This is a genomic window from Citrobacter sp. KTE30 (assembly GCF_000398825.1).
Taxonomy (GTDB): Bacteria; Pseudomonadota; Gammaproteobacteria; order Enterobacterales; family Enterobacteriaceae; genus Citrobacter; species Citrobacter freundii.
Genome location: NZ_KB976055.1, coordinates 3,078,816 through 3,105,755, shown reverse-complemented (window position 1 = coordinate 3,105,755; position 26,940 = coordinate 3,078,816). Strand labels below are relative to the sequence as shown.

The window sequence follows — 26,940 nt, the reverse complement described above, 5'->3', positions numbered from 1 at the left end:
TAATGCTCCCTGTCGAATAATGCGACAGGGACGCTTACGTATTTCTTGGAGTAAATCACCATGTCTGAAGGCTGGAATATTGCCATTCTGGGCGCAACGGGCGCCGTAGGCGAAGCCCTGCTCGATACGCTGGCTGAACGCCAGTTCCCGGTCGGTGAAATTTATGCGCTGGCGCGTAATGAAAGCGCCGGTGAGCATCTGCGTTTTAACGGTAAATCGGTCATAGTGCAGGACGTTGCAGAATTTGACTGGACGCAGGCACAGTTGGCATTTTTTGTTGCGGGCACTGAAGCCACCGCCGCATGGGTAGAAGAAGCAACAAATGCGGGTTGCCTGGTGATTGACAGCAGCGGTCTGTTCGCGCTTGAGCCAGACGTTCCGCTGGTGGTTCCGGACGTTAACCCGTTCGTGCTGGCGGATTACCGTAACCGCAATGTGATTGCGGTACCAAACAGCCTGACAAGCCAGTTGCTGTCAGCGCTGAAACCATTGATTGATGACGGCGGGCTGTCACGGATTACGGTGACCAATATTATTTCGGCTTCCGCTCACGGCAAAAAAGCCGTAGACGCACTGGCCGGACAAAGCGCGAAATTGCTTAACGGCATCCCGATTGACGAAGATGATTTCTTTGGTCGCCAGCTGGCGTTCAATATGCTGCCGCTGCTGCCCGATCGCGAAGGCAGCGTGCGTGAAGAGCGTCGTATTGTTGATGAAGTGCGCAAAATTATGCAGGATGACGGTCTGCTTATCTCAGCCAGCATCGTGCAGTCCCCGGTGTTTTATGGCCATGCGCAGATGGTGAATTTTGAAGCCCTGCGCCCGTTGGCGGCGGAAGAAGCACGTGATGCGTTTTCACGCGGCGAAGATGTGGTGTTGTCGGAAGAGACCGACTTCCCGACTCAGGTTGGCGACGCGTCAGGTACTCCGCACCTTTCTATTGGCTGCGTGCATAACGATTACGGTATGCCGGAGCAAGTTCAGTTCTGGTCTGTGGCAGACAACGTACGCTTTGGCGGCGCGTTAATGGCGGTGAAAATTGCGGAAAAACTGGTGCAGGAGTACCTGTACTAATGTCTGACCAGCAACAGCCGTCAACCCATAAAATTGCGCTGGGCATTGAGTATGACGGCAGCAAATATTATGGCTGGCAGCGCCAGAACGAAGTGCGTAGCGTTCAGGAAAAACTGGAAAAAGCGCTTTCTCAGGTGGCGAACGAACGCATTAATGTTTTTTGTGCAGGTCGCACGGATGCGGGCGTTCATGGCACTGGGCAGGTCGTGCATTTTGAAACCACTGCCCAGCGTAAAGATGCGGCCTGGACACTGGGGGTAAATGCGAATTTACCTGGTGACATCGCCGTGCGCTGGGTGAAAGCTGTACCTGATGATTTTCATGCCAGATTTAGCGCTACGGCTCGCCGTTATCGCTACATCATCTACAATCATCGGTTGCGCCCTGCGGTTTTGGGTAAAGGGGTAACCCATTATTATGAACCGCTGGACGCTGAGCGTATGCATCGTGCAGCCCAGTGTCTGATTGGCGAAAATGATTTTACCTCGTTCCGTGCGGTACAGTGCCAGTCGCGCACACCGTGGCGTAACGTGATGCACATTAACGTCGAACGTTTCGGTGCATATGTGGTGGTGGATATTAAAGCGAATGCCTTTGTACATCATATGGTCAGGAATATTGTCGGCAGCCTGATGGAAGTTGGCGCCAACAACCAGCCGGAGAGCTGGATAGCAGAACTGTTAGCGGCAAAGGACAGAACGCTGGCAGCGGCAACGGCGAAAGCGGAAGGACTGTATCTGGTTGCAGTAGATTACCCGGACCGGTTCGACCTGCCAAAACCGCCTATGGGCCCGCTATTTCTGGCGGACTAATTTGAGTCGTATAAAGGCATAACTATGGACCTGATTTACTTTCTTATTGATTTTATCCTGCACATTGATGTGCACCTGGCGGAGCTGGTCGCGGAATACGGTATCTGGGTATACGCCATTCTGTTTCTGATCCTGTTCTGTGAAACCGGGCTGGTGGTGACACCGTTCCTGCCGGGAGACTCGCTGCTGTTTGTTGCTGGTGCGCTTTCTGCGCTGCCGACCAATGATCTCAATGTTCATCTGATGGTGGCGCTGATGATTGTGGCGGCGATTGTGGGCGATGCAGTGAACTACACGATTGGCCGATTGTTCGGGGAAAAACTTTTCAGTAACCCGAACTCCAAAATTTTCCGTCGCAGCTACCTGGATAAAACCCATGCGTTCTACGAGCGTCATGGCGGTAAGACGATTATCCTGGCGCGTTTCGTGCCTATCGTGCGCACATTTGCGCCGTTTGTTGCCGGTATGGGACATATGTCCTACCGTCACTTTGCGATGTATAACGTCGTAGGTGCATTGCTGTGGGTATTGTTGTTCACCTACGCAGGCTACCTGTTCGGCGATCTGCCGATTGTCCAGGAAAACCTGAAATTACTGATTGTGGCGATTATCGTCCTTTCCGTATTGCCGGGGGTGATTGAAGTAATTCGCCATAAACGTGCTGCGTCACGGGCTGCAAAATAGAAAGTAACTCAGCGGTTCGACCACTTTTTTATCCAAAGTTTCGGGCTGTTATGTTTTAATGTGCAACATTCATGGTCTGTTAGGGGCAAAAATGGCATTATGCGCCCCTTATAACAAAGCTGACTAGGGTTCAGGCAGAAAGGTCACCAATGAGCTGGATTGAACGAATTAAAAGCAACATTACTCCCACCCGCAAGGCAAGCATTCCTGAAGGGGTGTGGACCAAGTGTGATAGCTGCGGTCAGGTTTTATACCGTGCTGAGCTGGAACGTAATCTTGAGGTCTGTCCGAAGTGTGACCATCATATGCGCATGTCGGCGCGCAATCGCCTGCATAGCCTGTTAGATGAAGGTTCTCTTGTGGAACTGGGTAGCGAGCTTGAGCCGAAAGACGTGCTGAAGTTTCGTGACTCCAAAAAATACAAAGACAGACTGGCTTCTGCGCAGAAAGAAACCGGCGAGAAAGATGCGCTGGTGGTGATGAAAGGCACGCTGCATGGTATGCCGGTCGTCGCTGCGGCATTCGAGTTCGCGTTTATGGGCGGCTCCATGGGCTCTGTGGTCGGTGCGCGTTTTGTCCGTGCCGTTGAGCAGGCACTGGAAGACAACTGTCCGCTGATCTGCTTCTCCGCTTCTGGCGGGGCGCGTATGCAGGAAGCGCTGATGTCTCTGATGCAGATGGCAAAAACCTCTGCTGCGCTGGCGAAAATGCAGGAACGCGGTTTACCGTATATTTCTGTACTGACCGACCCAACAATGGGTGGTGTTTCCGCAAGCTTCGCGATGCTGGGCGATCTCAATATTGCAGAACCGAAAGCACTGATCGGCTTCGCGGGTCCGCGTGTTATCGAGCAAACCGTACGTGAGAAACTGCCGCCGGGATTCCAGCGCAGCGAGTTCCTGATTGAAAAAGGCGCTATCGATATGATCGTCCGCCGTCCGGAAATGCGCCTGAAACTGGCAAGCATCCTGGCGAAGCTGATGAATCTTCCTGCGCCGAATCCGGATGAGCCGCGTGAAGGCGAGGTGGTATCTCCGGTACCCGATCAGGAATCAGAAGCCTGATAACTTACTCTATGGATTTCGAGTTGCAGGAAGACGGCAAGAGAGTGAACCCTGATGAGCTTGCACGGGCAAGTGATTCGGGTGAGCGAGAGCAGCCAACACACCTGCAGCTTGAAAGACGACGAGTAAAAAAGGGCAGGGCCAACTGGCGCTGCCTTTTGCTTTAATCTACGTAATAAAATTACAGGCATCATGGACAATAAACGTATTCCTCAAGCCGCGTCGCCCCTGGCGTCGTGGCTTTCTTATCTGGAAAACCTGCACAGTAAAACCATCGATCTTGGCCTTGAACGCGTAAGCCAGGTAGCGCGCAAACTGGGTGTATTGAAACCCGCGCCATTTGTGTTTACGGTGGCTGGAACCAACGGAAAAGGCACGACCTGTCGTACGCTGGAATCTGTGCTGACTGCGGCAGGATATAAAGTTGGGGTATATAGTTCGCCTCATCTGGTGCGCTACACGGAACGCGTACGCGTGCAGGGGGGGGAACTGCCGGAATCAGCCCATACCGCCTCGTTTGCTGAGATTGAAGACGCTCGTGGTGATATTTCCCTGACTTACTTTGAATACGGTACGTTATCGGCACTCTGGCTGTTTAAACAGGCCCAACTGGATGTCGTTATTCTGGAAGTGGGATTAGGCGGCCGCCTTGACGCCACCAATATCGTCGATGCCGATGTCGCTGTAGTCACCAGTATTGCGCTTGACCATACTGACTGGCTGGGCCCGGATCGTGAAAGTATTGGTCGTGAGAAGGCGGGCATTTTCCGTGCAGAGAAACCGGCTATCGTCGGCGAGCCTGAAATGCCTTACACCATCGCGGATGTCGCGCAAGAGTGCGGGGCGATTTTGCAACGCTGCGGCGTAGACTGGCGCTATGCGGTTACTGAGAACGACTGGTCGTTTACGGATGCTCATGGAACGTTGGCGCATTTGCCGTTGCCGCAGGTGCCACAACCTAATGCTGCTACCGCGCTGGCCGCGCTGCGCGCAAGCGGGCTGAACGTTAGCGAGCAGGCGATTCGTGACGGCATCGAACGCGCGATTTTACCGGGGCGCTTCCAGATTGTGAGCGAGTCGCCGCGAGTGATTTTCGATGTGGCCCATAACCCGCATGCGGCAGAGTATCTGACCGGACGTCTGAAAAAGTTAGTGAAAAGCGGGCGTGTACTTGCGGTTATCGGTATGCTACATGATAAAGATATTGCCGGTACGTTAGCCTGGTTAAAAAGCGTGGTTGACGTCTGGTACTGTGCGCCCCTGGAAGGGCCGCGTGGCGCAACGGCAGAACAACTGCTGGAGCACCTGGGCAAAGGCAACGCTTATGACAGCGTGGCGCAGGCATGGTCTGCAGCACTTGCTGAGGCGAAGCCAGAAGATACCGTGTTGGTGTGTGGATCCTTTCACACTGTCGCACATGTCATGGAAGTAATAGACGTGGGGAGAAGCGGTGGCGAGTAAGTTTCAGAATCGATTAGTCGGCACAATTGTGCTAGTCGCGCTCGGGGTAATTGTGCTTCCCGGGCTGCTTGACGGGCAGAAAAAGCATTATCAGGATGAATTTGCAGCGATCCCACTGGTGCCTAAACCCGGTGATCGCGATGAACCAGACATGATGCCTGCAGCAACGCAGGCGCTGCCGACTCAGCCGCCGGAAGGGGCGGCAGAAGAGGTGCGTGCGGGTGATGCTGCCGCGCCATCGTTGGATCCGTCACGTTTGACGACGGCAAACAGCGTGGAATTAGATCCTGTCCCTGCGCCTGTGGAACCACCGAAACCTAAACCGAAACCGCAGCCTGTTGCCGTTGCTCCGACGCCTGCGCCGAAACCGGCCGCTGAAGAAGCGCCAGCCCCAACCGGCAAAGCGTACGTTGTACAGCTCGGTGCACTGAAAAATGCGGATAAGGTCAATGAGATCGTGGGTAAACTTCGTGGCGCGGGCTTCCGGGTATATACTTCCCCGTCAACGCCGGTGCAGGGTAAAATAACCCGCATTCTCGTCGGGCCGGACGCCTCCAAAGATAAGCTAAAGAACTCGCTGGGCGAGCTGCAAAAGATCTCTGGTCTGAGTGGCGTCGTGATGGGGTACACCCCTAATTAAGGGATTGCGCTGTTTACGGCGCAGCTCTGATTCAGGCCGGATACGGTGTTTTTACCGCTATCCGGTAGTGCCCGAAGAGGCATAAAACGGTATGGCGTTGAAGATTTTTTCAGCGCCATTTTTATTTACGCGTGGAAAGGAAATCCCTACGCAAACGTTTTCTTTTTCTGTTAGAATGCGCCCCGAACAGGACGACAGGGCGTAAAATCGTGGGACACATATGGTCTGGATTGATTACGCCATTATCGCGGTGATTGGTTTTTCCTGTCTGGTTAGCCTGATCCGTGGCTTTGTTCGTGAAGCATTATCGTTGGTGACTTGGGGTTGTGCTTTCTTTGTCGCCAGCCATTACTACACTTACCTGTCTGTCTGGTTTACGGGCTTTGAAGACGAACTGGTTCGAAATGGGATTGCTATCGCGATACTGTTCATCGCGACACTTATCGTCGGCGCTATCGTTAACTTTGTGATAGGCCAACTGGTAGAGAAAACAGGACTGTCGGGTACCGACAGGGTGTTGGGGATCTGCTTCGGTGCTTTGCGTGGAGCGTTGATCGTTGCCGCCATACTGTTCTTTCTCGATACCTTTACCGGTCTGTCGAAAAGTGAAGACTGGGGTAAGTCGCAGCTGATTCCGCAGTTCAGTTTCATCATCAGATGGTTCTTTGACTATCTGCAAAGCTCGTCAAGTTTCTTGCCCAAAGTATAAACTTTGGGTCGTTGCTGAACGAGGAAAAGACGTATGTGCGGTATTGTCGGTATCGCCGGTGTTATGCCGGTAAACCAGTCGATTTATGACGCGTTAACGGTGCTCCAGCATCGTGGTCAGGATGCTGCGGGCATCATCACCATTGATGCCAACAACTGCTTCCGCTTGCGTAAAGCAAACGGAATGGTGAGCGATATTTTTGAAGCGCGCCATATGCAGCGTTTGCAGGGCAATATGGGCATCGGTCATGTGCGTTACCCAACGGCTGGCAGCTCCAGCGCCTCCGAAGCTCAACCTTTTTACGTCAACTCACCGTATGGCATCACTCTTGCCCACAATGGCAACCTGACCAACGCGCATGAGTTGCGTAAAAAGCTGTTTGAAGAAAAGCGCCGCCACATCAATACCACTTCAGATTCTGAAATTCTGCTGAATATTTTCGCCAGCGAGCTGGATAACTTCCGCCATTACCCGCTGGAGGCCGACAATATTTTTGCTGCCATTGCGGCTACCAACCGCCAGATTCGCGGCGCCTATGCCTGCGTGGCGATGATTATCGGTCACGGTATGGTTGCCTTCCGCGACCCTAACGGTATCCGTCCGCTGGTAATGGGCAAACGCGATATTGGCGATGGCCGTACCGAGTACATGGTGGCGTCTGAGAGCGTAGCGCTGGACACGTTGGGCTTTGAATTCCTGCGCGACGTAGCTCCTGGCGAAGCGGTGTATATCACCGAAAAAGGCCAGCTGTTTACCCGTCAGTGTGCTGATAACCCGGTGAGCAATCCGTGTCTGTTTGAATACGTATACTTCGCTCGTCCTGACTCCTTTATCGACAAGATTTCCGTCTACAGCGCCCGTGTGAATATGGGGACTAAGCTTGGCGAAAAAATTGCCCGTGAGTGGGAAGATCTGGACATCGACGTAGTAATCCCAATCCCGGAAACCTCCTGCGATATCGCGCTGGAAATTGCCCGTATTCTCGGTAAGCCGTACCGTCAGGGGTTTGTGAAAAACCGCTATGTGGGACGCACCTTTATCATGCCGGGCCAGCAGTTGCGCCGTAAATCAGTGCGCCGTAAGCTGAACGCTAACCGTGCGGAATTCCGTGATAAAAACGTGCTGCTGGTGGATGACTCCATCGTGCGCGGCACCACTTCAGAACAGATTATCGAGATGGCGCGTGAAGCCGGAGCGAAGAAGGTGTATCTGGCCTCTGCCGCCCCGGAAATTCGCTTCCCGAACGTTTATGGCATCGATATGCCTACGGCGACGGAGCTGATTGCGCATGGTCGTGAAGTGGACGAGATTCGCCAGATAATCGGCGCAGATGGTCTGATCTTCCAGGACCTGAACGATCTGATTGAAGCTGTCCGTGCTGAGAATCCGGATATTCAGCAGTTTGAATGTTCAGTGTTTAACGGTGTGTACGTCACCAAAGACGTCGACCAGCAATATCTCGATTTCCTCGACTCCCTGCGTAATGATGATGCTAAAGCGGTATTGCGTCAGAACGAAGCGGAAAACCTTGAAATGCACAACGAAGGTTAATGTTTGCTCGCAAGCAAGGGCGCAACCTGCACCCTTGCTTGCAACTCACCGTAATTTCCTGCAAAGTCGGCCCTGAGCAAGTAAGGGCTATTACACATGAAACGACTCATCATTGGTATTTCTGGCGCAAGCGGGGCAATTTACGGCGTGCGCCTGCTGCAGGTTTTGCGTGACGTTACCGATGTGGAAACCCATCTGGTGATGAGTGCCGCTGCCCGGCAGACGCTGGCACTGGAAACGGACCTCTCTGTGCGCGACGTGCAGGCGCTGGCAAATGTGAATCATGATACGCGCGATATCGCCGCCAGTATCTCCTCCGGCTCTTTTCAGACCGCCGGCATGGTTATCCTGCCGTGTTCAATCAAAACCCTTTCCGGCATTGTCCACAGTTACACCGATGGGTTGCTTACCCGTGCGGCAGATGTGGTGTTGAAAGAACGTCGTCCGCTGGTGCTGTGTGTACGCGAAACGCCGCTGCATCTGGGGCATCTGCGCCTCATGACCCAGGCGGCAGAAATTGGCGCAGTGATTATGCCACCAGTCCCGGCGTTCTATCATCGTCCACAAACGCTCGATGATGTGATTAATCAAACGGTTAATCGCGTGCTTGACCAGTTTGATATTACCCTTCCGCAGGACCTGTTCACCCGCTGGCAAGGGGCGTAAGCCGTTCCATCAGCGTGCAAAGAAACATCCGTTGCCCTGTTTCAGGGCAATTTTGTAACCGCGATCATATCCTCAACATTTAATTCGTTAAAACTCAACGAAACGCTGCGGTTCGACCGTCAGACCTGCTATCTTCAAAATCAGGACATTATTGCAACGTTTTATTAACATATTTAACGTCGAATATCCTCATCGACGCGAAAATGGCATAAGACCTGCATGAAAAAGTCTGCAAACACACAACACAACGTAAAACATAATAAAATTACGCCACTTGAGGGTTATGTATGAAGAAGACGGTTCTTGCTTTGTCTTTGCTGGTAGGACTCTCCGCCACCGCGGCCAGCTACGCAGCACTTCCGCAGACGGTTCGTATTGGTACAGATACAACGTACGCACCTTTTTCCTCTAAAGATGCCAAAGGCGACTTTGTCGGCTTTGATATCGATCTGGGAAATGAGATGTGTAAGCGCATGCAGATCAAATGTACCTGGGTTGCCAGCGACTTTGATGCGCTGATCCCGTCGCTGAAAGCGAAAAAAATTGATGCCATTATCTCCTCGCTTTCTATCACCGAGAAGCGTCAGCAAGAGATTGCATTCTCAGACAAACTTTACGCAGCAGACTCACGGCTGATCGCCGCGAAAGGTTCCCCAATTAAACCGACTCTGGACTCCCTCAAGGGTAAACACGTTGGCGTGCTGCAAGGCTCTACTCAGGAAGCCTATGCCAATGACAACTGGCGTAGCAAAGGCGTGGATGTGGTGGCCTATGCGAACCAGGATCTTATCTATTCTGACCTGACGGCGGGTCGTCTCGACGCAGCGCTGCAGGATGAAGTCGCGGCCAGCGAAGGCTTCCTGAAGCAACCTGCCGGTAAGGACTACGACTTTGCAGGTCCTTCGGTGAAAGATAAAAAATACTTTGGCGACGGAACCGGGATTGGTTTGCGCAAAGATGACACCGAGCTGAAAGCCGCTTTTGATAAAGCGCTGGGTGAACTGCGCAAAGACGGCACCTACGACAAAATGGCGAGCAAATATTTTAATTTTAATGTCTACGGCGATTAATACAGCGGCGTGGGGAATTGACTGCACCATTGCGGGTAACCATTACGGTGCATAATACATTCAGTGCACTGTTTTGGTGCTTTTATCGCTGACTTAATAAGCATGAGTGCATACTTAAGCGCTTTTCATGCAAATAAATACCGCCGGCAGGGTAGAATACTTTGCCTTGTCGGCCTGATTAATGGCACGATAACTGCACCTGGTCCTGTAAAGATCCCCTATAAAAGACAGTCTGTTGAGGATAGTTATGAAAAAACTGGTGTTGTCTCTTTCTCTGGTTCTGGCTTTCTCCAGTGCTACCGCAGCATTTGCAGCCATTCCGCAAAAAATTCGTATCGGTACCGATCCTACTTATGCGCCGTTCGAATCTAAAAATGCACAGGGTGAATTAGTCGGTTTTGATATCGATCTGGCTAAAGAGCTGTGCAAACGTATTAATACGCAATGTACTTTCGTGGAAAACCCGCTGGACGCGCTGATCCCTTCGTTAAAAGCGAAGAAAATCGATGCCATCATGTCCTCGCTTTCCATTACTGAAAAACGTCAGCAGGAAATCGCTTTTACTGACAAGCTTTATGCAGCCGACTCGCGTCTGGTTGTCGCTAAAGATTCAGCTATTCAGCCGACCATTGAGTCGCTGAAAGGTAAACGTGTTGGTGTGCTGCAGGGCACCACCCAGGAAACGTTCGGCAACGAACACTGGGCGCCAAAAGGTATTGAGATTGTCTCTTATCAGGGGCAGGACAATATCTATTCTGACCTGACTGCCGGGCGTATTGACGCCGCGTTCCAGGATGAAGTCGCGGCCAGCGAAGGCTTCCTGAAACAGCCAGTCGGTAAAGATTACAAATTCGGCGGTCCGTCTGTGAAAGACGAGAAGTTGTTCGGCGTGGGTACCGGGATGGGGCTGCGCAAAGACGATAACGAGCTGCGCGAAGCGCTGAACAAAGCCTTTGCCGAAATGCGAGCTGATGGGACTTACGAGAAGCTGGCGAAAAAGTACTTCGATTTTGATGTTTACGGCGGTTAATTACCGCAGGTGCTGATAAAGCCCGTAGATTTTTGATCGACTTATTGCCTGATGGCGGCTGCGCCTTATCAGGCCTACGACGAAAGCTTGTAGGCCTGATAAACGAAGCGCCATCAGGCATAAAGTGACGAGACAAAATATCAAAAGAGGCTTACTACTCCACCACACACGACAGGACAGGCAGCATGTTGTATGGCTTTTCAGGTGTTATTTTACAGGGCGCAATTGTTACGCTGGAGCTGGCACTCAGCTCGGTGGTACTGGCGGTTCTGATAGGTCTTGTCGGCGCGGGAGCTAAGCTGTCGCAAAGCCGGGCAATGGGGCTTATTTTCGAAGGGTACACAACCCTAATCCGCGGCGTGCCCGATCTGGTCTTAATGCTGCTCATCTTCTACGGATTACAAATCGCGCTGAATACCATTACCGATGCCATCGGTATCGGCCAGATTGATATCGATCCGATGGTTGCGGGCATTATCACCCTTGGATTTATCTACGGCGCCTACTTTACCGAAACTTTTCGCGGTGCGTTTATGGCTGTACCAAAAGGCCATATTGAAGCCGCGACGGCGTTTGGCTTTACCAGCTCACAAATATTTCGTCGCATTATGTTCCCGGCGATGATGCGTTATGCCTTACCGGGAATCGGTAATAACTGGCAGGTTATTCTTAAGGCCACGGCACTGGTGTCGCTGCTCGGCCTGGAAGACGTGGTGAAAGCGACCCAGCTTGCCGGGAAGAGTACCTGGGAGCCGTTCTATTTTGCCGTGGTGTGCGGGGTCATCTATCTGGTGTTTACCACTGTTTCTAATGGTGTGCTGCTGTACCTTGAGCGCCGCTATTCCGTGGGTGTGAAGAGGGCTGACCTGTGATCGAGATTATTCAGGAATACTGGAAGTCCCTGCTGTGGACCGACGGATATCGCTACACTGGCGTCGCTATCACCCTGTGGCTTTTGATTTCGTCAGTAGTGATGGGCGGAATACTTGCGCTCTTTTTGGCTATTGGCCGCGTTTCCAGTAATAAATTTATCCAGTTCCCTATCTGGCTGTTCACCTATATTTTTCGTGGCACGCCGCTGTACGTTCAGCTACTGGTGTTTTATTCCGGAATGTATACGCTGGAGATAGTCAAAGGCACGGACTTCCTCAACGCGTTTTTCCGCAGCGGGTTGAATTGCACCGTGCTGGCACTGACGCTGAATACCTGCGCCTATACCACTGAGATTTTCGCCGGGGCTATCCGTTCCGTGCCTCACGGTGAGATTGAGGCTGCTCGCGCATACGGTTTCTCGTCATTCAAACTGTATCGATGCATTATTTTACCTTCCGCGCTGCGTATTGCGCTGCCGGCTTACAGCAATGAAGTCATTTTAATGCTGCACTCCACGGCGCTGGCGTTTACCGCAACGGTACCTGACCTGTTGAAAATCGCCCGCGATATCAACTCGGCAACGTATCAGCCGTTTACCGCCTTCGGTATTGCCGCTGTACTGTATTTGATTATTTCGTATTTCCTGATCAGTCTGTTCCGTAAAGCGGAAAAACGCTGGTTGCAGCATGTATCCTCTAAATGATTCGAGTAACACGATGTCTGAAAATAAATTAAACGTTATCGATTTACATAAGCACTACGGCGAACATGAAGTGCTGAAAGGGGTGTCGCTGCAGGCCAACGCGGGTGATGTTATCAGTATTATTGGCTCGTCAGGTTCCGGTAAAAGTACCTTCCTGCGCTGCATTAACTTTCTTGAGAAACCAAGCGCCGGGTCGATTGTAGTCAGTGGTCAGAACATTGGTCTGGTGCGCGACAAAGACGGTCAGCTCAAGGTTGCGGACAAAAATCAGCTGCGCCTGCTGCGCACGCGTCTGACAATGGTCTTTCAGCACTTTAATCTGTGGAGCCACATGACGGTGCTGGAAAACGTCATGGAAGCGCCGATCCAGGTGTTGGGGCTGAGCAAACAGGAAGCCCGCGACCGTGCGGTGAAGTATCTGGCTAAAGTGGGCATTGATGAGCGCGCGCAGGGCAAATATCCGGTGCATCTGTCCGGTGGTCAGCAGCAGCGTGTTTCCATTGCCCGTGCGCTGGCGATGGAGCCGGAAGTGTTGCTGTTTGATGAACCCACGTCGGCACTAGATCCTGAGCTGGTGGGTGAAGTGCTGCGCATTATGCAACAGCTGGCCGAAGAGGGGAAAACCATGGTGGTGGTGACTCACGAAATGGGGTTTGCCCGTCATGTTTCCACGCACGTGATTTTCCTGCATCAGGGGAAAATTGAGGAAGAGGGCGACCCGGAGCAGGTATTCGGTAATCCGCAAAGTCCACGTTTGCAGCAGTTCCTCAAAGGTTCGTTGAAGTAAATCACCTGCCCGGAGGCGTTACGTTTTCCGGGCTTACAATTTTAGCGCGTCGCGCTCCAGCCGAAACACCCAGTCGTCGTAGGCGATGCCATCAATCTCATACGCCTTTTCCAGTACCTGGGTACGCACAAACCCCGTTTTTTCCAGAATACGAACAGAACCCTTATTCTCCGCGAGTGCGTAAGCGTTTATCGCCGTGACGTCCGTGCGCTCGAAAGCGTACTGGCACACTGCCGTCACGGCTTCGCTGGCAATCCCTTTCCCCTGAGCTTCAGGCAAAATGGCGTAGCCGAGGTCGGCCTCGTGTGGGTATAAATGGCTGATTTGCAAACCAATATCACCGAGAGGCGTTGATTTGTTATGCTCGCGGATGACAAAAGTATGCTGTGCAGCCAGACGTCTGGCGAATAACAGCCGCGTGTCTTTCGCTGGGGCAATATCACCCATATAGCGCATGACTTCCGGGCATTCACGTAATCTCTGGAAAAATGACCAGTCAGAAAATTTAAATAAGGAGAGGGTAAGTCGGGGAGTCGAAATTATCGCCATAACGTCGCCATTGCGGAAATCTGGCCTATAACCTTACCACCACAACAGCGACCGTGAATAGAGCTACGGGATTATCGGATCACATCTGCCAGCGCTTCTTCTAAATCGTACCAGCGAAATGCAAAACCGGACGCTTCCAGGCGTTTGGGTAATGCGCGTTGACCACCAAGGACCAGTACTGAAGATTCCCCCATCAGCAGCCGCATAGCGGTGGCGGGAATGCGCAGAATGGCAGGGCGGTTTAGAGCGTGTCCCAGCGCGTGGGCAAACTGCTCATTGTGCACCGGGTATGGCGAAACCATATTGAAGGGACCGCGTAGATCATTATTCAGCAGCCAGATAATTCCGTTGACCATATCATCAACATGGATCCAGGCCATATACTGTCGTCCGTTACCGATTGGGCCGCCTAAGCCAAGACGAAATGGCGGGACCATTTTCGCCAGAATACCGCCAGCAGAGGCTAGTACCACGCCGGTACGCAGCATACACACGCGGGTTTTGTCGCTTTGCGCAGTGCTGGCAATTTGCTCCCAGCGGGCGCAGAGCTTATGGGTAAATTCGTTATGCGGTGGCTCTTCTTCCGTAACCACAACTTCTCCCAAATCGCCGTAGTAACCGATAGCGGAACCGGAGATTAACACTGAGGGCGGCGTCTCGCTGGCATTGATTAAATCGACCAGTTTCTGCGTAATGCCCCAACGGCTCTGGCACAGGCGTTCCTTTTGCTGTGCGCTCCAGCGCTTATCTGCAATAGGTTCTCCGGCAAGGTTAATCACGGCATCAATGTCATTGAGATGCTGCCGCTCTTCCAGTCCTTTCCATAACGTGACCCGAGAGTCGAGAATCTGACGAGCCTTATCAGGGGTACGTGTCACTACAATTATCTGATGCCCCAGTTCCAGCAGGCAGGGGATCAGATGACGTCCAATCAGGCCAGTACCGCCGGTAATCAGAATCTGCATGTCGCCTCCCGGGTTACGTTTTAGCGCTGCCAGCTCAGCGTCATAGAAACTGAGTCGGCGTAACGCAATGCGTGAAGTTTATCTATCTCCACTTCAGCATAAGTGACCCAGTGATGTTCGCGTGCGATATCGAGCACATCTTGAGTTAATTTTTCTAATAATGAGAAGCGGTTACCCTCCACGTGGGCAATGATGCTTTTGGTGATTGTGCGATAATTCAGCGCGTCGTTGATATCTTCGCTGGTACGGGCTTTGTCTGCCGGATAGTGAATGGCAATGTTGATGACGATATCCTGGCGGTTAAGGATCTCCTCTTCTTTGATGCCGATAAAAGTGCGCAGACGAAGGTTTTTTATACGAATAATAGCGTCAGGTTGTGACATTGCAGGTTTCCTCCATGTATGAACCTTTGCATGATACACGAGAACCGAATTGCGTCATCGCTTCTCGCTTTGTGCGTGCTGCATGGCGCGTTCAGTCGCGGGACGCGTACGGATGCGTTCGTGCCAGTTATTGACCGCCGGATAGTTGTCGAGGTCGATGCGCTGACGCTGATGGGCGTGGATCCACGGCCAGCTGGCAATGTCGGCAATGCTGTAGTGATCGCCTCCCAGCCAGGGTGACGATTCCAGACGTTTATTCATCACGTTGTACAGGCGCTGGGTTTCAACCTGGTATCTTTCAATGGCGTAAGGGATCGTTTGCGGAGCGTAATGACTGAAATGATGATTCTGCCCCAGCATAGGACCCAGACCGCTGACCTGCCAGAACAGCCACTGCAGCGTGGTGTGGCGTTCGCGTAATTCACCGCTGAGCAGCTTACCGCTCTTTTCCGCCAGATAGAGTAAAATTTCTCCGGACTCAAACAAGCTGATGGGCCTTCCGCCGTCCACCGGGGCATGATCGATAATGGCCGGGATTTTATTGTTCGGCGAGATCTGCAGAAAATCGGGGTGAAACTGGCTACCTTTGCTGATATCGATATGAATCAGACGGTATTGCAGCTGCGCCTCTTCAAGAAACAACGTGATTTTGTGACCGTTTGGCGATGGCGTGTAATAGAGATCGATCATTTTCAGCATCCGTTTTGTCATGAACCGGGTCATAACAAGTATAGAGCCTGTTGGCGTGCTTGAGTTTTCATCAAGTGACAGCGAGAGAAAGACTCTATATTTTGAAGGCAAGCTAATACACTTCAGAGGACATTATGAGCAAACCTGCAATTACGCTGTGGTCAGATGCCAATTTTTTCTCCCCTTACGTGCTGTCTGTTTATGTCGCTCTGCAAGAGAAAGGGCTGCCTTTTACGCTGAAAACTGTTGATCTCAACAGTGGCGAACATTTGCAACCTTCATGGCAAGGTTACGCCTTGACGCGCCGCGTGCCGGTTCTTGAGATCGATGGTTTTGAACTGAGCGAATCATCAGCGATTACGGAATTCCTGGAAGAGAGCTTCGCGCCGCCACAGTGGGAGCGTATCTATCCGCACGATGTGCAAAAACGCGCGCGGGCGCGCCAGGTTCAGGCGTGGATCCGCAGCGATTTAATGCCTATCCGTGAAGAACGCTCAACGGATGTCGTTTTTGCTGGCGTGAAGAAAGGACCGTTAAGCGAAGCGGGAAAAGCCAGTGCGGAAAAATTGTTCGCTACTGCCGGCAGTTTACTGAGCCACGGTAAGCAGAATTTATTTGGCGAATGGTGTATCGCTGACTGTGATTTAGCGCTAATGCTTAATCGCCTGGTCCTGAATGGCGATGAGGTTCCGGAAGCGCTTGCGGAATACGCCACCTTCCAGTGGCAGCGCGCTTCAGTACAGCGTTTTATCGCGCTTTCAGCGAAGCGTTCCTGCTGAAAAACGGGCCGTAATCCAGTATCATTACAAGGTACTTTTCAGCGAGGAGTGAGTGATGAAACTGATGTTCGCATCGGACATTCATGGTTCGTTGCCAGCCACGGAACGCGTACTCGAACGGTTTGCTGCAAGCGGTGCGCAATGGCTGGTGATATTGGGTGATGTTTTAAACCACGGGCCGCGTAATGCGCTTCCAGAAGGCTATGCACCTGCGCAGGTTGCAGAACGGCTGAATGAACAGGCATCGCGAATTATTGCGGTGCGTGGTAATTGCGACAGCGAAGTGGATCAGATGCTCTTGCATTTTCCGATGACTGCGCCGTGGCAGCAAATTCTGACAGAAAACCTGCGGCTCTTTTTGACGCACGGACATCTTTTTGGCCCGCAAAATATTCCGGCGCTCAATGCGGGCGATGTTCTGGTTTATGGGCATACTCATCTGCCGGTTGCTGAGCTGCGCGAGGATATCTATTATTTCAATCCCGGCTCGGTAAGCATCCCTAAAGGGGGTTTTGCGGCAAGTTACGGGATCCTGGATGATAATGTTCTCAGCGTAATGGCACTCAATGATCAAAGTGTTATTGCACAGGTCGAGATTAATCCGTAATTTACCCCACAAACATAAACGCGCCGTAAGAGCGCCAGAAAAAAGAAGGTTTCCTGATGGTGGAACAGCGTCGTTTGGCAAGTACTGAATGGGTGGATATTGTGAATGAAGACAACGAAGTCATTGCACAGTCCAGCCGGGAACAAATGCGGGCGCAACGCTTACGCCATCGTGCAACGTATATCGTTGTGCATGATGGTATGGGCAAAATTCTGGTTCAACGTCGCACTGAGACAAAAGATTTTTTGCCCGGTATGCTGGATGCCACCGCAGGCGGTGTGGTTCAGGCTGACGAGCAGATGCTGGAATCAGCGCGTCGTGAAGCAGAAGAGGAACTGGGGATTGCGGGCGTGCCGTTTGCCGAGCATGGTCAGTTTTACTTTGAAGACCAGAACTGTCGCGTATGGGGCGGGCTGTTTAGCTGTGTTTCCCACGGACCGTTCGCGCTGCAGGAAGAAGAAATTAGCGAAGTTTGCTGGCTGACGCCGGAAGAAATTACCGCGCGCTGCGACGAATTTACACCGGACTCCCTGAAAGCCCTGGCGCTGTGGATGACCCGCAACGCCAAGAATGAAGGTGCGAAAGCCGAAAAGCAGGAAGAAGCTGAGTAACCTCTGTTCATCCGGCCTACTGCGTCGAGAAATCGAGTAGGCCGGACGCGCGCTTTTTAATGGTAACCCATTATCTGCGCACCAATCACCACCACGCTGGACATAATAAACAGCAGCCCCAACAGCGTAGCACCTACCTTCAGCCAGTTACGAAAATCCACCCGACAAACACCTAACGTAGCCATCAGAGATGCCGATGTCGGATAGATAATATGGCTGAATCCGTCGCCAAACTGGAAGGCCAGCACGGTAACCTGACGGTTGACGCCAACCAGATCGCCCAGCGGCGCTAACAGCGGCATGGTCAATGCTGCCTGACCGGAGCCGGAGGTGACGAAGAAATTAAACACCGCCTGGAACAACAGCATAAACCACGCCGCTATGGCGTTATCCAGCCCGCTAATGCCGTTGGCAATACTGTGCAGCAGAGTGTTTAACACGCTGGCTTCACCCGCCTCTCCATTACCGACCAGCAGTAAAATGCCCTTGGCAAAACCAACCAGCAGGGCAGGGGCAATCATCATTCGTGCTCCCTCAGTGAATGAGGAGGCCATGATGTTGACCGTCATGCCGTTGAGCCGAAACACGACGCCGATAATGCCAATCACCAGGCCCATCGTGAAGAACTGACTGGCGATCTCAGGAATAAACCATGCGTGGACGATAACGCCCCAAATGACCCACACGATCACGCCCGTCAACACCATCAGTACCAGCCAGTCACCGAGCGTGAAGCGTCGTTCCACGACCTCGTCCTGCTGCTCGCGAAAGAAGCGGTCGGATTCATGTACCCGGGACAAAAGCGGATTCTTTTTGATGCGTGCCGCATAGGCCAGCGTGAAGGTTAGTCCTATTAGCGTAGCGACCACCCAGACCACGATGCGCAGACCGGAACCAGAGAGCACTGGCACCCCCGCAATACCTTGCGCGACCACCACGCAAAATGGGTTCATCCATGAGCTGGCGAAACCAATCTGAGTCGCGATATAGGTAACCAGAACGGTGGTGATACTGTCGTAACCTAGCCGGACCATCAGCGGCGCGATGATAATGGCAAAGGCAACCGCCTCTTCCCCCATGCCAAACACCGCGCCGCCTAAGGAGAAGAGAATAAACAGCACTGGGATAAAGAGGACCTCGTTGCCCCGCGTATGGCGGATGAGCGCCAGGATGCCGTTATCAATGGTGCCGGTACGCATAACGATGCCAAATGCGCCGCCAATGACCAGCATAAACATAATGATGCCGACCGCAGTGCCGAATTTCGAGCCGGAGGTTAAGCCTTCGAACGGAAAATTCATCAGGCCTGGGCGCTCATCTCCGGTGGTAAAGAACTTAACCGGGTGATACTGCTCTTCACCGGCTTCATTGGTCAGAATGCGGAAAGAGTGGGGATCAACGACTTTACGGGTTTTGGTTTGTCCATCAACCTGATATTGCACTTCCTGGCTGTCGAACATCCCGACGGGAACAACCCATGTCGCCAGACTGGTTAAAATGGCGACGAAAAAAATAATCACCAGCGTGTCGGGCATCGCCCATTTTTTGGCTGGCTGTGATTCTGTTACTGCTGACATGAAAGACTATCCCTGTTGCAATGCAAAAGAGGGTAAGTATGCGAACAGAAGAATAGTTATTCATTGATGCAGCGCATTCAGGCAAATATTTCAGATTATGCCAAAGGGGAAACAGACATAAAAAAACCGGAAATATCAGCTATTTCCGGTTTGATAAGTAGATATGTTGCCGGATAAGAGATCCGGCACACTCGGCAGATTACTGCTGCTGCTGGGAAGACTGGATCGCGGTCAGTGCGATGGTATAGACGATATCGTCTACCAGCGCGCCACGAGACAGGTCGTTCACCGGCTTGCGCATACCCTGCAGCATCGGCCCGATGGAGATCAGGTCGGCAGAACGCTGTACCGCTTTGTAGGTGGTGTTACCGGTGTTCAGATCCGGGAAGATGAACACGGTAGCGCGACCTGCAACCGGAGAGTTCGGCGCTTTGGATTTCGCAACGTCAGCCATAACGGCGGCGTCGTACTGCAGCGGTCCGTCGATCATCAGGTCAGGACGTTTTTCCTGCGCCAGACGAGTCGCTTCACGAACTTTCTCTACGTCGCTACCTGCACCAGAGGTACCGGTGGAGTAGGAGAGCATCGCAACGCGCGGTTCGATACCGAAGGCAATCGCGGATTCAGCGGACTGAATAGCGATTTCTGCCAGCTGTTCTGCGGTTGGATCCGGGTTGATCGCGCAGTCGCCGTAAACGTAAACCTGATCCGGCAGCAGCATGAAGAACACAGAAGACACCAGGGAACTACCCGGTGCAGTTTTGATCAGCTGCAGCGGTGGACGAATGGTGTTCGCAGTAGTGTGAACGGCACCGGAAACCAGACCGTCAACGTCGTCCTGTTCCAGCATCAGGGTACCGAGAACGACGTTGTCTTCCAGCTGTTCGCGGGCAACGGTTTCGGTCATGCCTTTGTTCTTACGCAGTTCGACCAGACGAGCAACGTAGCTTTCGCGAACCACATCTGGATCAACGATTTCTACGCCAGCGCCAAGTTCAACGCCCTGAGAGGCCGCAACGCGGGTGATCTCATCCGGGTTACCCAGCAGTACGCAGGTTGCGATACCACGTTCAGCACAGATGGCTGCCGCTTTAACGGTACGCGGTTCGTCGCCTTCCGGCAGAACAACGCGTTTGCCCGCTTTACGTGCCAGCTCGGTCAACTGATAACGGAACGCTGGTGGAGACAGACGACGGCTGCGCTCAGATGTTGCGGTCAGAGATTCAATCCAGTCAGCGTTGATGAAGTTAGCAACGTATTCCTGAACTTTTTCGATACGCTCGTGATCGTCAACCGGAACTTCCAGGTTGAAGCTCTGCAGGCTCAGAGAGGTCTGCCAGGTGTTGGTGTTTACCATGAATACCGGCAGGCCGGTTTCGAATGCACGTTCGCACAGTTTGGTAATGCGCGCGTCCATTTCGTAGCCGCCGGTCAGCAGCAGGGCGCCAATTTCTACGCCGTTCATCGCTGCCAGGCATGCAGCAACCAGCACGTCCGGACGGTCAGCGGAGGTCACCAGCAGGGAACCTGCGCGGAAGTGTTCCAGCATGTGCGGAATGCTGCGTGCGCAGAAAGTCACAGACTTCACGCGACGGGTATTGATATCGCCTTCGTTTACGATGGTGGCGTTCAGGTGACGCGCCATATCGATTGCACGGGTAGCGATCAGATCGAAGCTCCATGGCACCGCGCCCAGAACCGGCAGCGGGCTGGATTCTTGCAGTTTAGCCGGATCAACTTTGATCACTTTCGCTTTGGAAGAGTCGTCGAAAATCTCGGACAGATCCGGGCGAGTACGGCCCTGCTCATCAACCGGTGCGTTCAGTTTGTTAACGATTACGCCGGTGATGTTGGTGTTTTTCGCGCCACCGAAGCTGCTGCGAGTCAGTTCAATACGCTCGTTCAGTTGTTCCGGGGTATCGGTGCCCTGAGACATAACGAAGACGATTTCTGCATTCAGCGTTTTCGCGATTTCGTAGTTCAGAGACTGCGCGAACTGATGTTTACGGGTTGGGACCAGGCCTTCAACCAGGACAACTTCAGCGTCTTTAGTGTTCGCGTGGTAGTTCGCGATGATCTCTTCCATCAGCACATCTTTCTGATTGCTGGACAGCAGAGATTCAACGTGGCTCATCTTCAGCGGCTCAGCGGCTGGCAGAGAAGAGTTAGCACGGACGATGCTGGTAGTCTGGTCTGGCGCATCGCCACCGGCACGCGGTTGAGCGATCGGCTTGAAGACGCTCAGACGAACGCCTTTGCGTTCCATTGCGCGGATCACGCCAAGGCTGACGCTGGTCAGACCGACGCTGGTTCCGGTAGGGATCAGCATAATAATACGGGACACGGTTTATCCTCTTTCGTTACCGCCCGTTTCAGGCGGGTTACAAAACAGCACCGCCAGCTAGGCTGGCGGTGTGAAATCAGGCGGTCAGACGGCTCGCGTCTTGCGCGATAACCAGTTCTTCGTTGGTTGGGATAACCAACGCAGGACGGGTACCTTCTTTGTTGATGAAACCAGATTTGCCGAAACGCGCGGCCAGGTTACGTTCGTGGTCTACTTCAAAGCCCAGAACGCCCAGTTTGCCCAGAGACAGTTCACGAACCATCGCGGCGTTTTCACCGATACCACCGGTGAAGACAACGGCATCCAGACGACCATCCATCAGCGCAGTGTAAGAACCGATGTATTTCGCCAGACGGTGGCAGTAAACGTCCATTGCACGTTTAGCGTCTTCTTTAGTCGCGTAGTTATCTTCAACATAGCGGCAGTCGCTGGTGACTTCGGTCAGACCCAGCAGGCCGGACTCTTTGGTCAGCATTTTGTTGATCTGGTCAACGCTCATGCCCAGGGTGTCGTGCAGGTGGAAGATGATCGCCGGGTCGATGTCACCGGAACGCGTACCCATCACCAGACCTTCCAGTGGGGTCAGACCCATGGAGGTATCAACACATTTACCGTTACGGATAGCAGATACAGAACCGCCGTTGCCCAGGTGGCAAGTGATGATGTTCAGCTCATCAACCGGTTTGTTCAGCACTTTAGCCGCTTCCTGAGTAACGAAGAAGTGGCTGGTACCGTGCGCGCCGTAACGACGAACGCCATGTTCTTTGTACAGGCTGTACGGCAGGGCGTAGAGGTAAGATTCTTCCGGCATAGTCTGATGGAACGCGGTGTCGAATACGGCCACGTTTTTGTCTTTCAGATTCGGGAAGGATTTCAGCGCTTCAGCGATACCGATCAGGTGTGCAGGGTTGTGCAGCGGTGCAAAAGAGGCTGCATCTTTGATACCCTGAATAACGGAATCGTCGATAACTACAGAGCCGGTGTATTTTTCGCCGCCGTGAACAACACGGTGACCAATCGCAGTCAGCTGAGCAGACAGTTCTGGTTTTTGTGCCAGAATAGTATTAACGATAAAATTCAGCGCTTCACTGTGAGCGGCGCCTGCACCTAAAGCCGCTTCTTGTTTACCGCCATCCATTTTCCATTTGATACGTGCTTCTGGGAGATGGAAACATTCGGCTAAACCAGAAAGGTATTCTTCACCGTTTACTGCATCGATGATGGCAAATTTCAGTGAGGAGCTACCGCAGTTCAGAACCAGTACTAACTTACTCGACATGGAAGTACCTATTTATGATACGTGGCTAAAAAAACGTCAGGGAGTCATAGAGCGTAGCGCATGATGACACCGACGTTTATGATTAACATCATGCGCCATGGTCTTTTTGGGCACGATGGAATAAATACCTTTGAGTCTATGTCATTTTGCGTATTTTTCAGCCAATGGCATACTATGTGTCAATTTGACGACTCAATGATTTTGGACTAAAGGCCTTACAGGCCGGCACAGGATACCTGAATGTGGGTATCAAAGACAAAATGTTTTGAACGATGTCCCTTGTAGTTGTTGTTTTGCACAAATTTTTTAATTTTTATATGTGAAGTTGAGGTAACCGCCATGTCGACACCGGATAATCGTTCCGTCAATTTTTTTAGCTTGTTTCGCCGGGGGCAGCACTACGCGAAGACGTGGCCAATGGAAAAGCGCCTCGCGCCCGTGTTTGTAGAGAACCGCGTGATCCGTATGACACGTTACGCAATCCGTTTTATGCCGCCTATCGCCGTCTTCACCTTATGCTGGCAAATTGCGCTAGGGGGACAGTTGGGACCGGCCGTGGCGACCGCGCTGTTTGCGCTCAGCCTGCCGATGCAAGGCATGTGGTGGCTGGGTAAACGTTCCGTAACGCCGCTGCCGCCTTCAATACTCAACTGGTTCTACGAAGTTCGGGGTAAATTGCAAGAAGCCGGGCAGGCGCTCTCTCCGGTAGAAGGAAAGCCGGATTACCAGGCGCTGGCTGACACGCTTAAGCGCGCCTTCAAACAACTGGATAAAACTTTCCTTGATGATTTGTAATTGACCCCTGATTACGCATATAAAAGAAGGCACAAGATGCCTTCTTTTTTTTCATCGCAGTAGTAGTGATACAGGAGTCCCAAATGGAAATGACCAACGCTCAACGTCTGATTTTGTCGAATCAGTACAAAATGATGACTATGCTCGACCCAACTAACGCCGAGCGTTATCGTCGTTTGCAGACGATTATTGAACGCGGTTACGGCTTGCAGATGCGTGAGCTGGATCGTGAGTTTGGTGAACTGACGGAAGAAACCTGTCGTACGATTATCGATATTATGGAGATGTATCACGCATTACATGTGTCCTGGACTAATCTTAAGGATGCACAGGCTATTGATGAGCGCCGCGTGACTTTCCTCGGTTTTGACGCCGCAACGGAAGCCCGTTTCCTCGGATACGTTCGCTTTATGGTGAATGTGGAAGGTCGCTATACCCACTTTGATGCGGGTACGCATGGCTTCAACGCCCAGACCCCGATGTGGGAAAAATATCAGCGTATGTTGAACGTCTGGCACTCTTGCCCGCGCCAGTATCACCTGAGCGCGAATGAAATTAACCAAATCATTAATGCCTGAGGGGGCGAGCGTGCAGTGCAAAGGTTTTCTGTTTGATCTGGATGGAACGCTGGTCGATTCCTTACCCGCAGTAGAGCGTGCGTGGTGCAACTGGGCCGATCGTTTTGGCCTCGATCACGCCGAGGTGCTCGGCTTTATTCATGGCAAGCAGGCCATTACCTCCCTGCGACACTTTATGGTGGGCAAATCTGAGGCAGAGATCGCCGCGGAGTTTACCCGTCTGGAGCAGATCGAAGCGACGGAAACCGCCGGGATCACTGCGTTGCCTGGGGCTGTTGATTTACTCAACCATCTCAATAAAGCGGGTATTCCATGGGCGATTGTGACCTCCGGCTCTATGCCGGTCGCACGGGCGCGCCATCGTGTTGCTGGGCTTCCTGCTCCTGAAGTGTTTGTCACCGCCGAGCGGGTAAAAAGAGGGAAACCAGAGCCAGACGCGTATCTGTTAGGCGCTCAGCTTCTGGGCCTGGCACCGCAGGAATGTGCCGTGGTGGAAGATGCCCCCGCCGGGGTGCTTTCAGGACTGGCAGCTGGGTGTCATGTCATCGCGGTCAACGCGCCAGCGGATACGCCGCGTCTGAACGAGGTTGATTTTTCGCTGACCAGTCTGGAACATATTTCTGTGACCAAACAACCCAACGGAAATGTGGTCGTTATAAGAAATACCTGATCATGATTTAGCCCCAGATTGTTGGGGCTTTTTTATGGCAGAATCAGTCCATCCCTCTCATTTAACAAGGATATGTTGTGAACGGTGAATTGATATGGGTTCTCTCATTGCTGGCGATTGCCGTCGTCTTGTTTGCAACTGGCAGAGTGCGTATGGACGCGATCGCTTTGCTGGTCATTATTGCCTTTGTTCTGAGTGGAACATTGAGCATCACAGAGGCTTTTTCCGGGTTCAGCGATCCTAACGTTATTTTGATAGCGGCTTTATTCATTATCGGTGACGGTCTCGTGCGTACCGGTGTGGCGACAGTAATGGGCGCCTGGCTGGTGAAGGTCGCCGGTAGCAGTGAAGTCAAAATGCTGGTGTTGCTGATGATAACCGTAGCTGGACTCGGTGCATTCATGAGTTCGACCGGTGTGGTCGCCATCTTTATTCCGGTTGTCTTAAGTGTTTCCATGCGCATGGAAATTTCCCCTTCACGCCTGATGATGCCGCTAAGTTTTGCCGGCTTGATAAGCGGCATGATGACGCTGGTGGCAACGCCGCCAAACCTGGTCGTCAACAGTGAGCTGTTACGTGAAGGACTTAATGGTTTTAGCTTTTTTAGCGTAACCCCACTGGGATTGGTGGTGTTGGTACTTGGCATAATTTATATGCTGGTGATGCGTTTTATGCTGAAGGGTGAAGACTCCGGGCAGCCGGGCGACGGCTGGAAGCGCCGGACTTTTCGCGATCTGATTAAAGAATATCGCCTGACCGGGCGCGCGCGTCGCCTGGCGATTCGCCCGGGTTCTCCTATGATAGGCCAGCGTCTGGACGACCTGAAACTGCGTGAGCGCTACGGGGCAAACGTGATTGGCGTGGAGCGCTGGCGTCGCTTTCGTCGCGTGATCGTTGACGTAAACGGGGTTTCTGAGTTTCGTGCTCGTGACGTATTGCTGATTGATATGTCTGCGGCCGATGTCGACCTGCGTGAATTTTGCGCTGAGCAACTGTTGGAACCGATGGTGCTGCGTGGAGAATACTTCTCCGAGCAGGCGCTTGATGTGGGCATGGCCGAAATCTCTCTGATCCCTGAGTCGGAATTGATCGGCAAAACGGTACGGGAAATCGCTTTTCGTACGCGTTACGGGCTGAATGTCGTTGGGCTGAAGCGCGATGGTACGGCGCTGGCCGGGGCGGTGGTTGATGAGCCGCTGTTGATGGGCGATATCATTTTAGTGGTGGGCAACTGGAAGCTGATCACGCTGCTTGGACAAAAAGGGCGCGATTTTGTGGTGCTAAATATGCCTGTGGAAGTCAGTGAAGCTTCTCCGGCGCACAGCCAGGCGCCGCATGCGATTTTCTGTCTGGTACTGATGGTCGCGTTAATGCTCACCGATGAAATCCCTAATACGGTTGCCGCGATTATCGCTTGTTTGCTGATGGGAAAATTCCGCTGCATCGATGCCGAAAGCGCCTACAAAGCCATTCACTGGCCAAGCATTATTTTGATTGTCGGGATGATGCCTTTTGCGCTGGCGTTACAGAAAACGGGCGGCGTCGATCTGGTGGTGAAAGGGCTAATGGACGTTGGTGGTGGGTACGGCCCGTATATGATGCTGGGCTGCCTGTTCGTGCTGTGCGCGACCATTGGGTTATTTATCTCTAACACCGCGACGGCGGTACTGATGGCGCCGATTGCGCTGGCGGCGGCAAAGTCGATGGGCGTTTCGCCGTATCCGTTTGCGATGGTGATTGCGATGGCGGCTTCCGCAGCCTTTATGACGCCAGTGTCTTCACCGGTAAACACACTGGTGCTCGGGCCGGGTAACTACACCTTTAGCGACTTCGTGAAGATTGGCGTACCGTTTACGGTGATTGTCATGGCAGTGTGCGTGGTGATGATCCCGATGCTGTTCCCGTTTTGACCGCCGCAGTAAACGCCTGATGGCGCTGCGCTTATCAGGCCTACGGATATCACGTTACCTGTAGGCCGGATAAGGCGTT

28 protein-coding genes are annotated in these 26,940 nt (G+C 52.5%); 21 read left to right on the top strand and 7 right to left on the bottom strand.

The window, feature by feature from the left end; all coding sequences use genetic code 11:
• Nucleotides 1–60 precede the first annotated feature (60 nt).
• From WC1_RS08225 to hisP, 14 genes are all read left to right on the top strand, one after another.
• On the top strand, nucleotides 61–1,074 hold the full coding sequence (locus WC1_RS08225; protein WP_003839313.1) for an aspartate-semialdehyde dehydrogenase: 1,014 nt from the start codon (nucleotides 61–63) through the stop codon (nucleotides 1,072–1,074).
• A complete protein-coding gene (truA, locus tag WC1_RS08230) occupies nucleotides 1,074–1,886 on the top strand; it encodes a tRNA pseudouridine(38-40) synthase TruA (RefSeq protein WP_003028142.1) in 813 nt (270 codons plus the stop codon). The genes WC1_RS08225 and truA overlap by 1 nt, the downstream gene beginning before the upstream one ends.
• Before the next feature lie 24 nt (nucleotides 1,887–1,910).
• Nucleotides 1,911–2,570 (top strand): DedA family protein, encoded by a 660-nt coding sequence (locus tag WC1_RS08235; RefSeq protein ID WP_003028140.1) that lies wholly within the window; start codon nucleotides 1,911–1,913, stop codon nucleotides 2,568–2,570.
• Nucleotides 2,571–2,719: 149 nt separating this feature from the next.
• Nucleotides 2,720–3,634 (top strand): acetyl-CoA carboxylase, carboxyltransferase subunit beta, encoded by a 915-nt coding sequence (gene accD / locus WC1_RS08240; protein ID WP_003839317.1) that lies wholly within the window; start codon nucleotides 2,720–2,722, stop codon nucleotides 3,632–3,634.
• 192 nt (nucleotides 3,635–3,826) lie between these two features.
• Nucleotides 3,827–5,095 carry a bifunctional tetrahydrofolate synthase/dihydrofolate synthase gene (folC, locus tag WC1_RS08245; RefSeq protein WP_003839318.1) on the top strand — a complete coding sequence of 423 codons (1,269 nt, stop codon included), beginning with the start codon at nucleotides 3,827–3,829 and terminating at the stop codon, nucleotides 5,093–5,095.
• Entirely contained in the window at nucleotides 5,085–5,735 is a 651-nt protein-coding gene (dedD, locus tag WC1_RS08250; RefSeq protein ID WP_016150710.1) for a cell division protein DedD, read from the top strand. Before folC ends, dedD begins: the two co-directional genes overlap by 11 nt.
• Before the next feature lie 220 nt (nucleotides 5,736–5,955).
• Nucleotides 5,956–6,444: a colicin V production protein gene (gene cvpA, locus WC1_RS08255; RefSeq protein ID WP_003028129.1), complete on the top strand. Its 489-nt coding sequence runs from the start codon at nucleotides 5,956–5,958 to the stop codon at nucleotides 6,442–6,444.
• Between the two features lie 33 nt (nucleotides 6,445–6,477).
• Nucleotides 6,478–7,995: an amidophosphoribosyltransferase gene (purF, locus tag WC1_RS08260; RefSeq protein ID WP_003028127.1), complete on the top strand. Its 1,518-nt coding sequence runs from the start codon at nucleotides 6,478–6,480 to the stop codon at nucleotides 7,993–7,995.
• Nucleotides 7,996–8,091: 96 nt separating this feature from the next.
• Nucleotides 8,092–8,661, top strand: coding sequence for a UbiX family flavin prenyltransferase (locus WC1_RS08265; RefSeq protein ID WP_003028125.1), 570 nt, complete (start codon nucleotides 8,092–8,094; stop codon nucleotides 8,659–8,661).
• A 287-nt stretch (nucleotides 8,662–8,948) separates the two neighbouring features.
• A complete protein-coding gene (gene argT / locus WC1_RS08270; protein ID WP_003028123.1) occupies nucleotides 8,949–9,731 on the top strand; it encodes a lysine/arginine/ornithine ABC transporter substrate-binding protein ArgT in 783 nt (260 codons plus the stop codon).
• A gap of 247 nt (nucleotides 9,732–9,978) precedes the next feature.
• On the top strand, nucleotides 9,979–10,761 hold the full coding sequence (gene hisJ, locus WC1_RS08275) for a histidine ABC transporter substrate-binding protein HisJ (protein WP_003028120.1): 783 nt from the start codon (nucleotides 9,979–9,981) through the stop codon (nucleotides 10,759–10,761).
• A 185-nt stretch (nucleotides 10,762–10,946) separates the two neighbouring features.
• Nucleotides 10,947–11,633 (top strand): histidine ABC transporter permease HisQ, encoded by a 687-nt coding sequence (locus tag WC1_RS08280; RefSeq protein ID WP_016150709.1) that lies wholly within the window; start codon nucleotides 10,947–10,949, stop codon nucleotides 11,631–11,633.
• On the top strand, nucleotides 11,630–12,337 hold the full coding sequence (gene hisM / locus WC1_RS08285) for a histidine ABC transporter permease HisM (protein WP_003839329.1): 708 nt from the start codon (nucleotides 11,630–11,632) through the stop codon (nucleotides 12,335–12,337). Before WC1_RS08280 ends, hisM begins: the two co-directional genes overlap by 4 nt.
• Before the next feature lie 13 nt (nucleotides 12,338–12,350).
• Nucleotides 12,351–13,124, top strand: coding sequence for a histidine ABC transporter ATP-binding protein HisP (hisP, locus tag WC1_RS08290; RefSeq protein WP_003028114.1), 774 nt, complete (start codon nucleotides 12,351–12,353; stop codon nucleotides 13,122–13,124).
• Nucleotides 13,125–13,157: 33 nt separating this feature from the next.
• Here hisP and WC1_RS08295 read toward each other — a convergent pair whose 3' ends face one another.
• The 4 genes from WC1_RS08295 to yfcG all read right to left on the bottom strand — a co-directional run bounded on the left by WC1_RS08295 (nucleotide 13,158) and on the right by yfcG (nucleotide 15,711).
• A complete protein-coding gene (locus tag WC1_RS08295) occupies nucleotides 13,158–13,673 on the bottom strand; it encodes a GNAT family N-acetyltransferase (RefSeq protein WP_016150708.1) in 516 nt (171 codons plus the stop codon).
• 71 nt (nucleotides 13,674–13,744) lie between these two features.
• A complete protein-coding gene (locus WC1_RS08300) occupies nucleotides 13,745–14,638 on the bottom strand; it encodes a TIGR01777 family oxidoreductase (RefSeq protein ID WP_016150707.1) in 894 nt (297 codons plus the stop codon).
• A gap of 20 nt (nucleotides 14,639–14,658) precedes the next feature.
• Nucleotides 14,659–15,021, bottom strand: coding sequence for a dihydroneopterin triphosphate 2'-epimerase (gene folX / locus WC1_RS08305; RefSeq protein WP_003028107.1), 363 nt, complete (start codon nucleotides 15,019–15,021; stop codon nucleotides 14,659–14,661).
• Between the two features lie 54 nt (nucleotides 15,022–15,075).
• Nucleotides 15,076–15,711, bottom strand: coding sequence for a GSH-dependent disulfide bond oxidoreductase (gene yfcG, locus WC1_RS08310; RefSeq protein ID WP_016150706.1), 636 nt, complete (start codon nucleotides 15,709–15,711; stop codon nucleotides 15,076–15,078).
• Between the two features lie 134 nt (nucleotides 15,712–15,845).
• On the opposite strand from yfcG, the gene yfcF reads away from it, so the two are divergent.
• The 3 genes from yfcF to yfcD are packed head-to-tail and all read left to right on the top strand — an operon-like array spanning nucleotide 15,846 to nucleotide 17,708.
• Entirely contained in the window at nucleotides 15,846–16,490 is a 645-nt protein-coding gene (yfcF, locus tag WC1_RS08315; RefSeq protein WP_003839339.1) for a glutathione transferase, read from the top strand.
• A gap of 55 nt (nucleotides 16,491–16,545) precedes the next feature.
• Nucleotides 16,546–17,097: a phosphodiesterase gene (gene yfcE / locus WC1_RS08320; RefSeq protein ID WP_016150705.1), complete on the top strand. Its 552-nt coding sequence runs from the start codon at nucleotides 16,546–16,548 to the stop codon at nucleotides 17,095–17,097.
• Nucleotides 17,098–17,153: 56 nt separating this feature from the next.
• Entirely contained in the window at nucleotides 17,154–17,708 is a 555-nt protein-coding gene (yfcD, locus tag WC1_RS08325; RefSeq protein ID WP_003839343.1) for an NUDIX hydrolase YfcD, read from the top strand.
• A 56-nt stretch (nucleotides 17,709–17,764) separates the two neighbouring features.
• Here the strand turns inward: yfcD and yfcC are convergent, their stop codons facing one another.
• The 3 genes from yfcC to ackA all read right to left on the bottom strand — a co-directional run bounded on the left by yfcC (nucleotide 17,765) and on the right by ackA (nucleotide 22,908).
• Nucleotides 17,765–19,285, bottom strand: a complete 1,521-nt coding sequence (gene yfcC / locus WC1_RS08330; RefSeq protein WP_016150704.1) for a putative basic amino acid antiporter YfcC — start codon at nucleotides 19,283–19,285, stop codon at nucleotides 17,765–17,767.
• A 199-nt stretch (nucleotides 19,286–19,484) separates the two neighbouring features.
• Nucleotides 19,485–21,629 (bottom strand): phosphate acetyltransferase, encoded by a 2,145-nt coding sequence (gene pta / locus WC1_RS08335; RefSeq protein WP_003028094.1) that lies wholly within the window; start codon nucleotides 21,627–21,629, stop codon nucleotides 19,485–19,487.
• 76 nt (nucleotides 21,630–21,705) lie between these two features.
• Nucleotides 21,706–22,908, bottom strand: coding sequence for an acetate kinase (ackA, locus tag WC1_RS08340; protein WP_003839347.1), 1,203 nt, complete (start codon nucleotides 22,906–22,908; stop codon nucleotides 21,706–21,708).
• Nucleotides 22,909–23,247: 339 nt separating this feature from the next.
• Between ackA and yfbV the strand changes: the two genes are divergently transcribed.
• From yfbV to WC1_RS08360, 4 genes are all read left to right on the top strand, one after another.
• On the top strand, nucleotides 23,248–23,703 hold the full coding sequence (yfbV, locus tag WC1_RS08345) for a terminus macrodomain insulation protein YfbV (protein ID WP_003028087.1): 456 nt from the start codon (nucleotides 23,248–23,250) through the stop codon (nucleotides 23,701–23,703).
• A gap of 83 nt (nucleotides 23,704–23,786) precedes the next feature.
• Nucleotides 23,787–24,281 (top strand): YfbU family protein, encoded by a 495-nt coding sequence (locus tag WC1_RS08350; RefSeq protein WP_003028086.1) that lies wholly within the window; start codon nucleotides 23,787–23,789, stop codon nucleotides 24,279–24,281.
• Entirely contained in the window at nucleotides 24,274–24,951 is a 678-nt protein-coding gene (locus WC1_RS08355; protein WP_085951580.1) for a sugar phosphatase, read from the top strand. The genes WC1_RS08350 and WC1_RS08355 overlap by 8 nt, the downstream gene beginning before the upstream one ends.
• Before the next feature lie 77 nt (nucleotides 24,952–25,028).
• Complete coding sequence (locus WC1_RS08360; protein ID WP_003845084.1) at nucleotides 25,029–26,861, top strand: SLC13 family permease; 1,833 nt, start codon at nucleotides 25,029–25,031, stop codon at nucleotides 26,859–26,861.
• Nucleotides 26,862–26,940 lie beyond the last annotated feature (79 nt).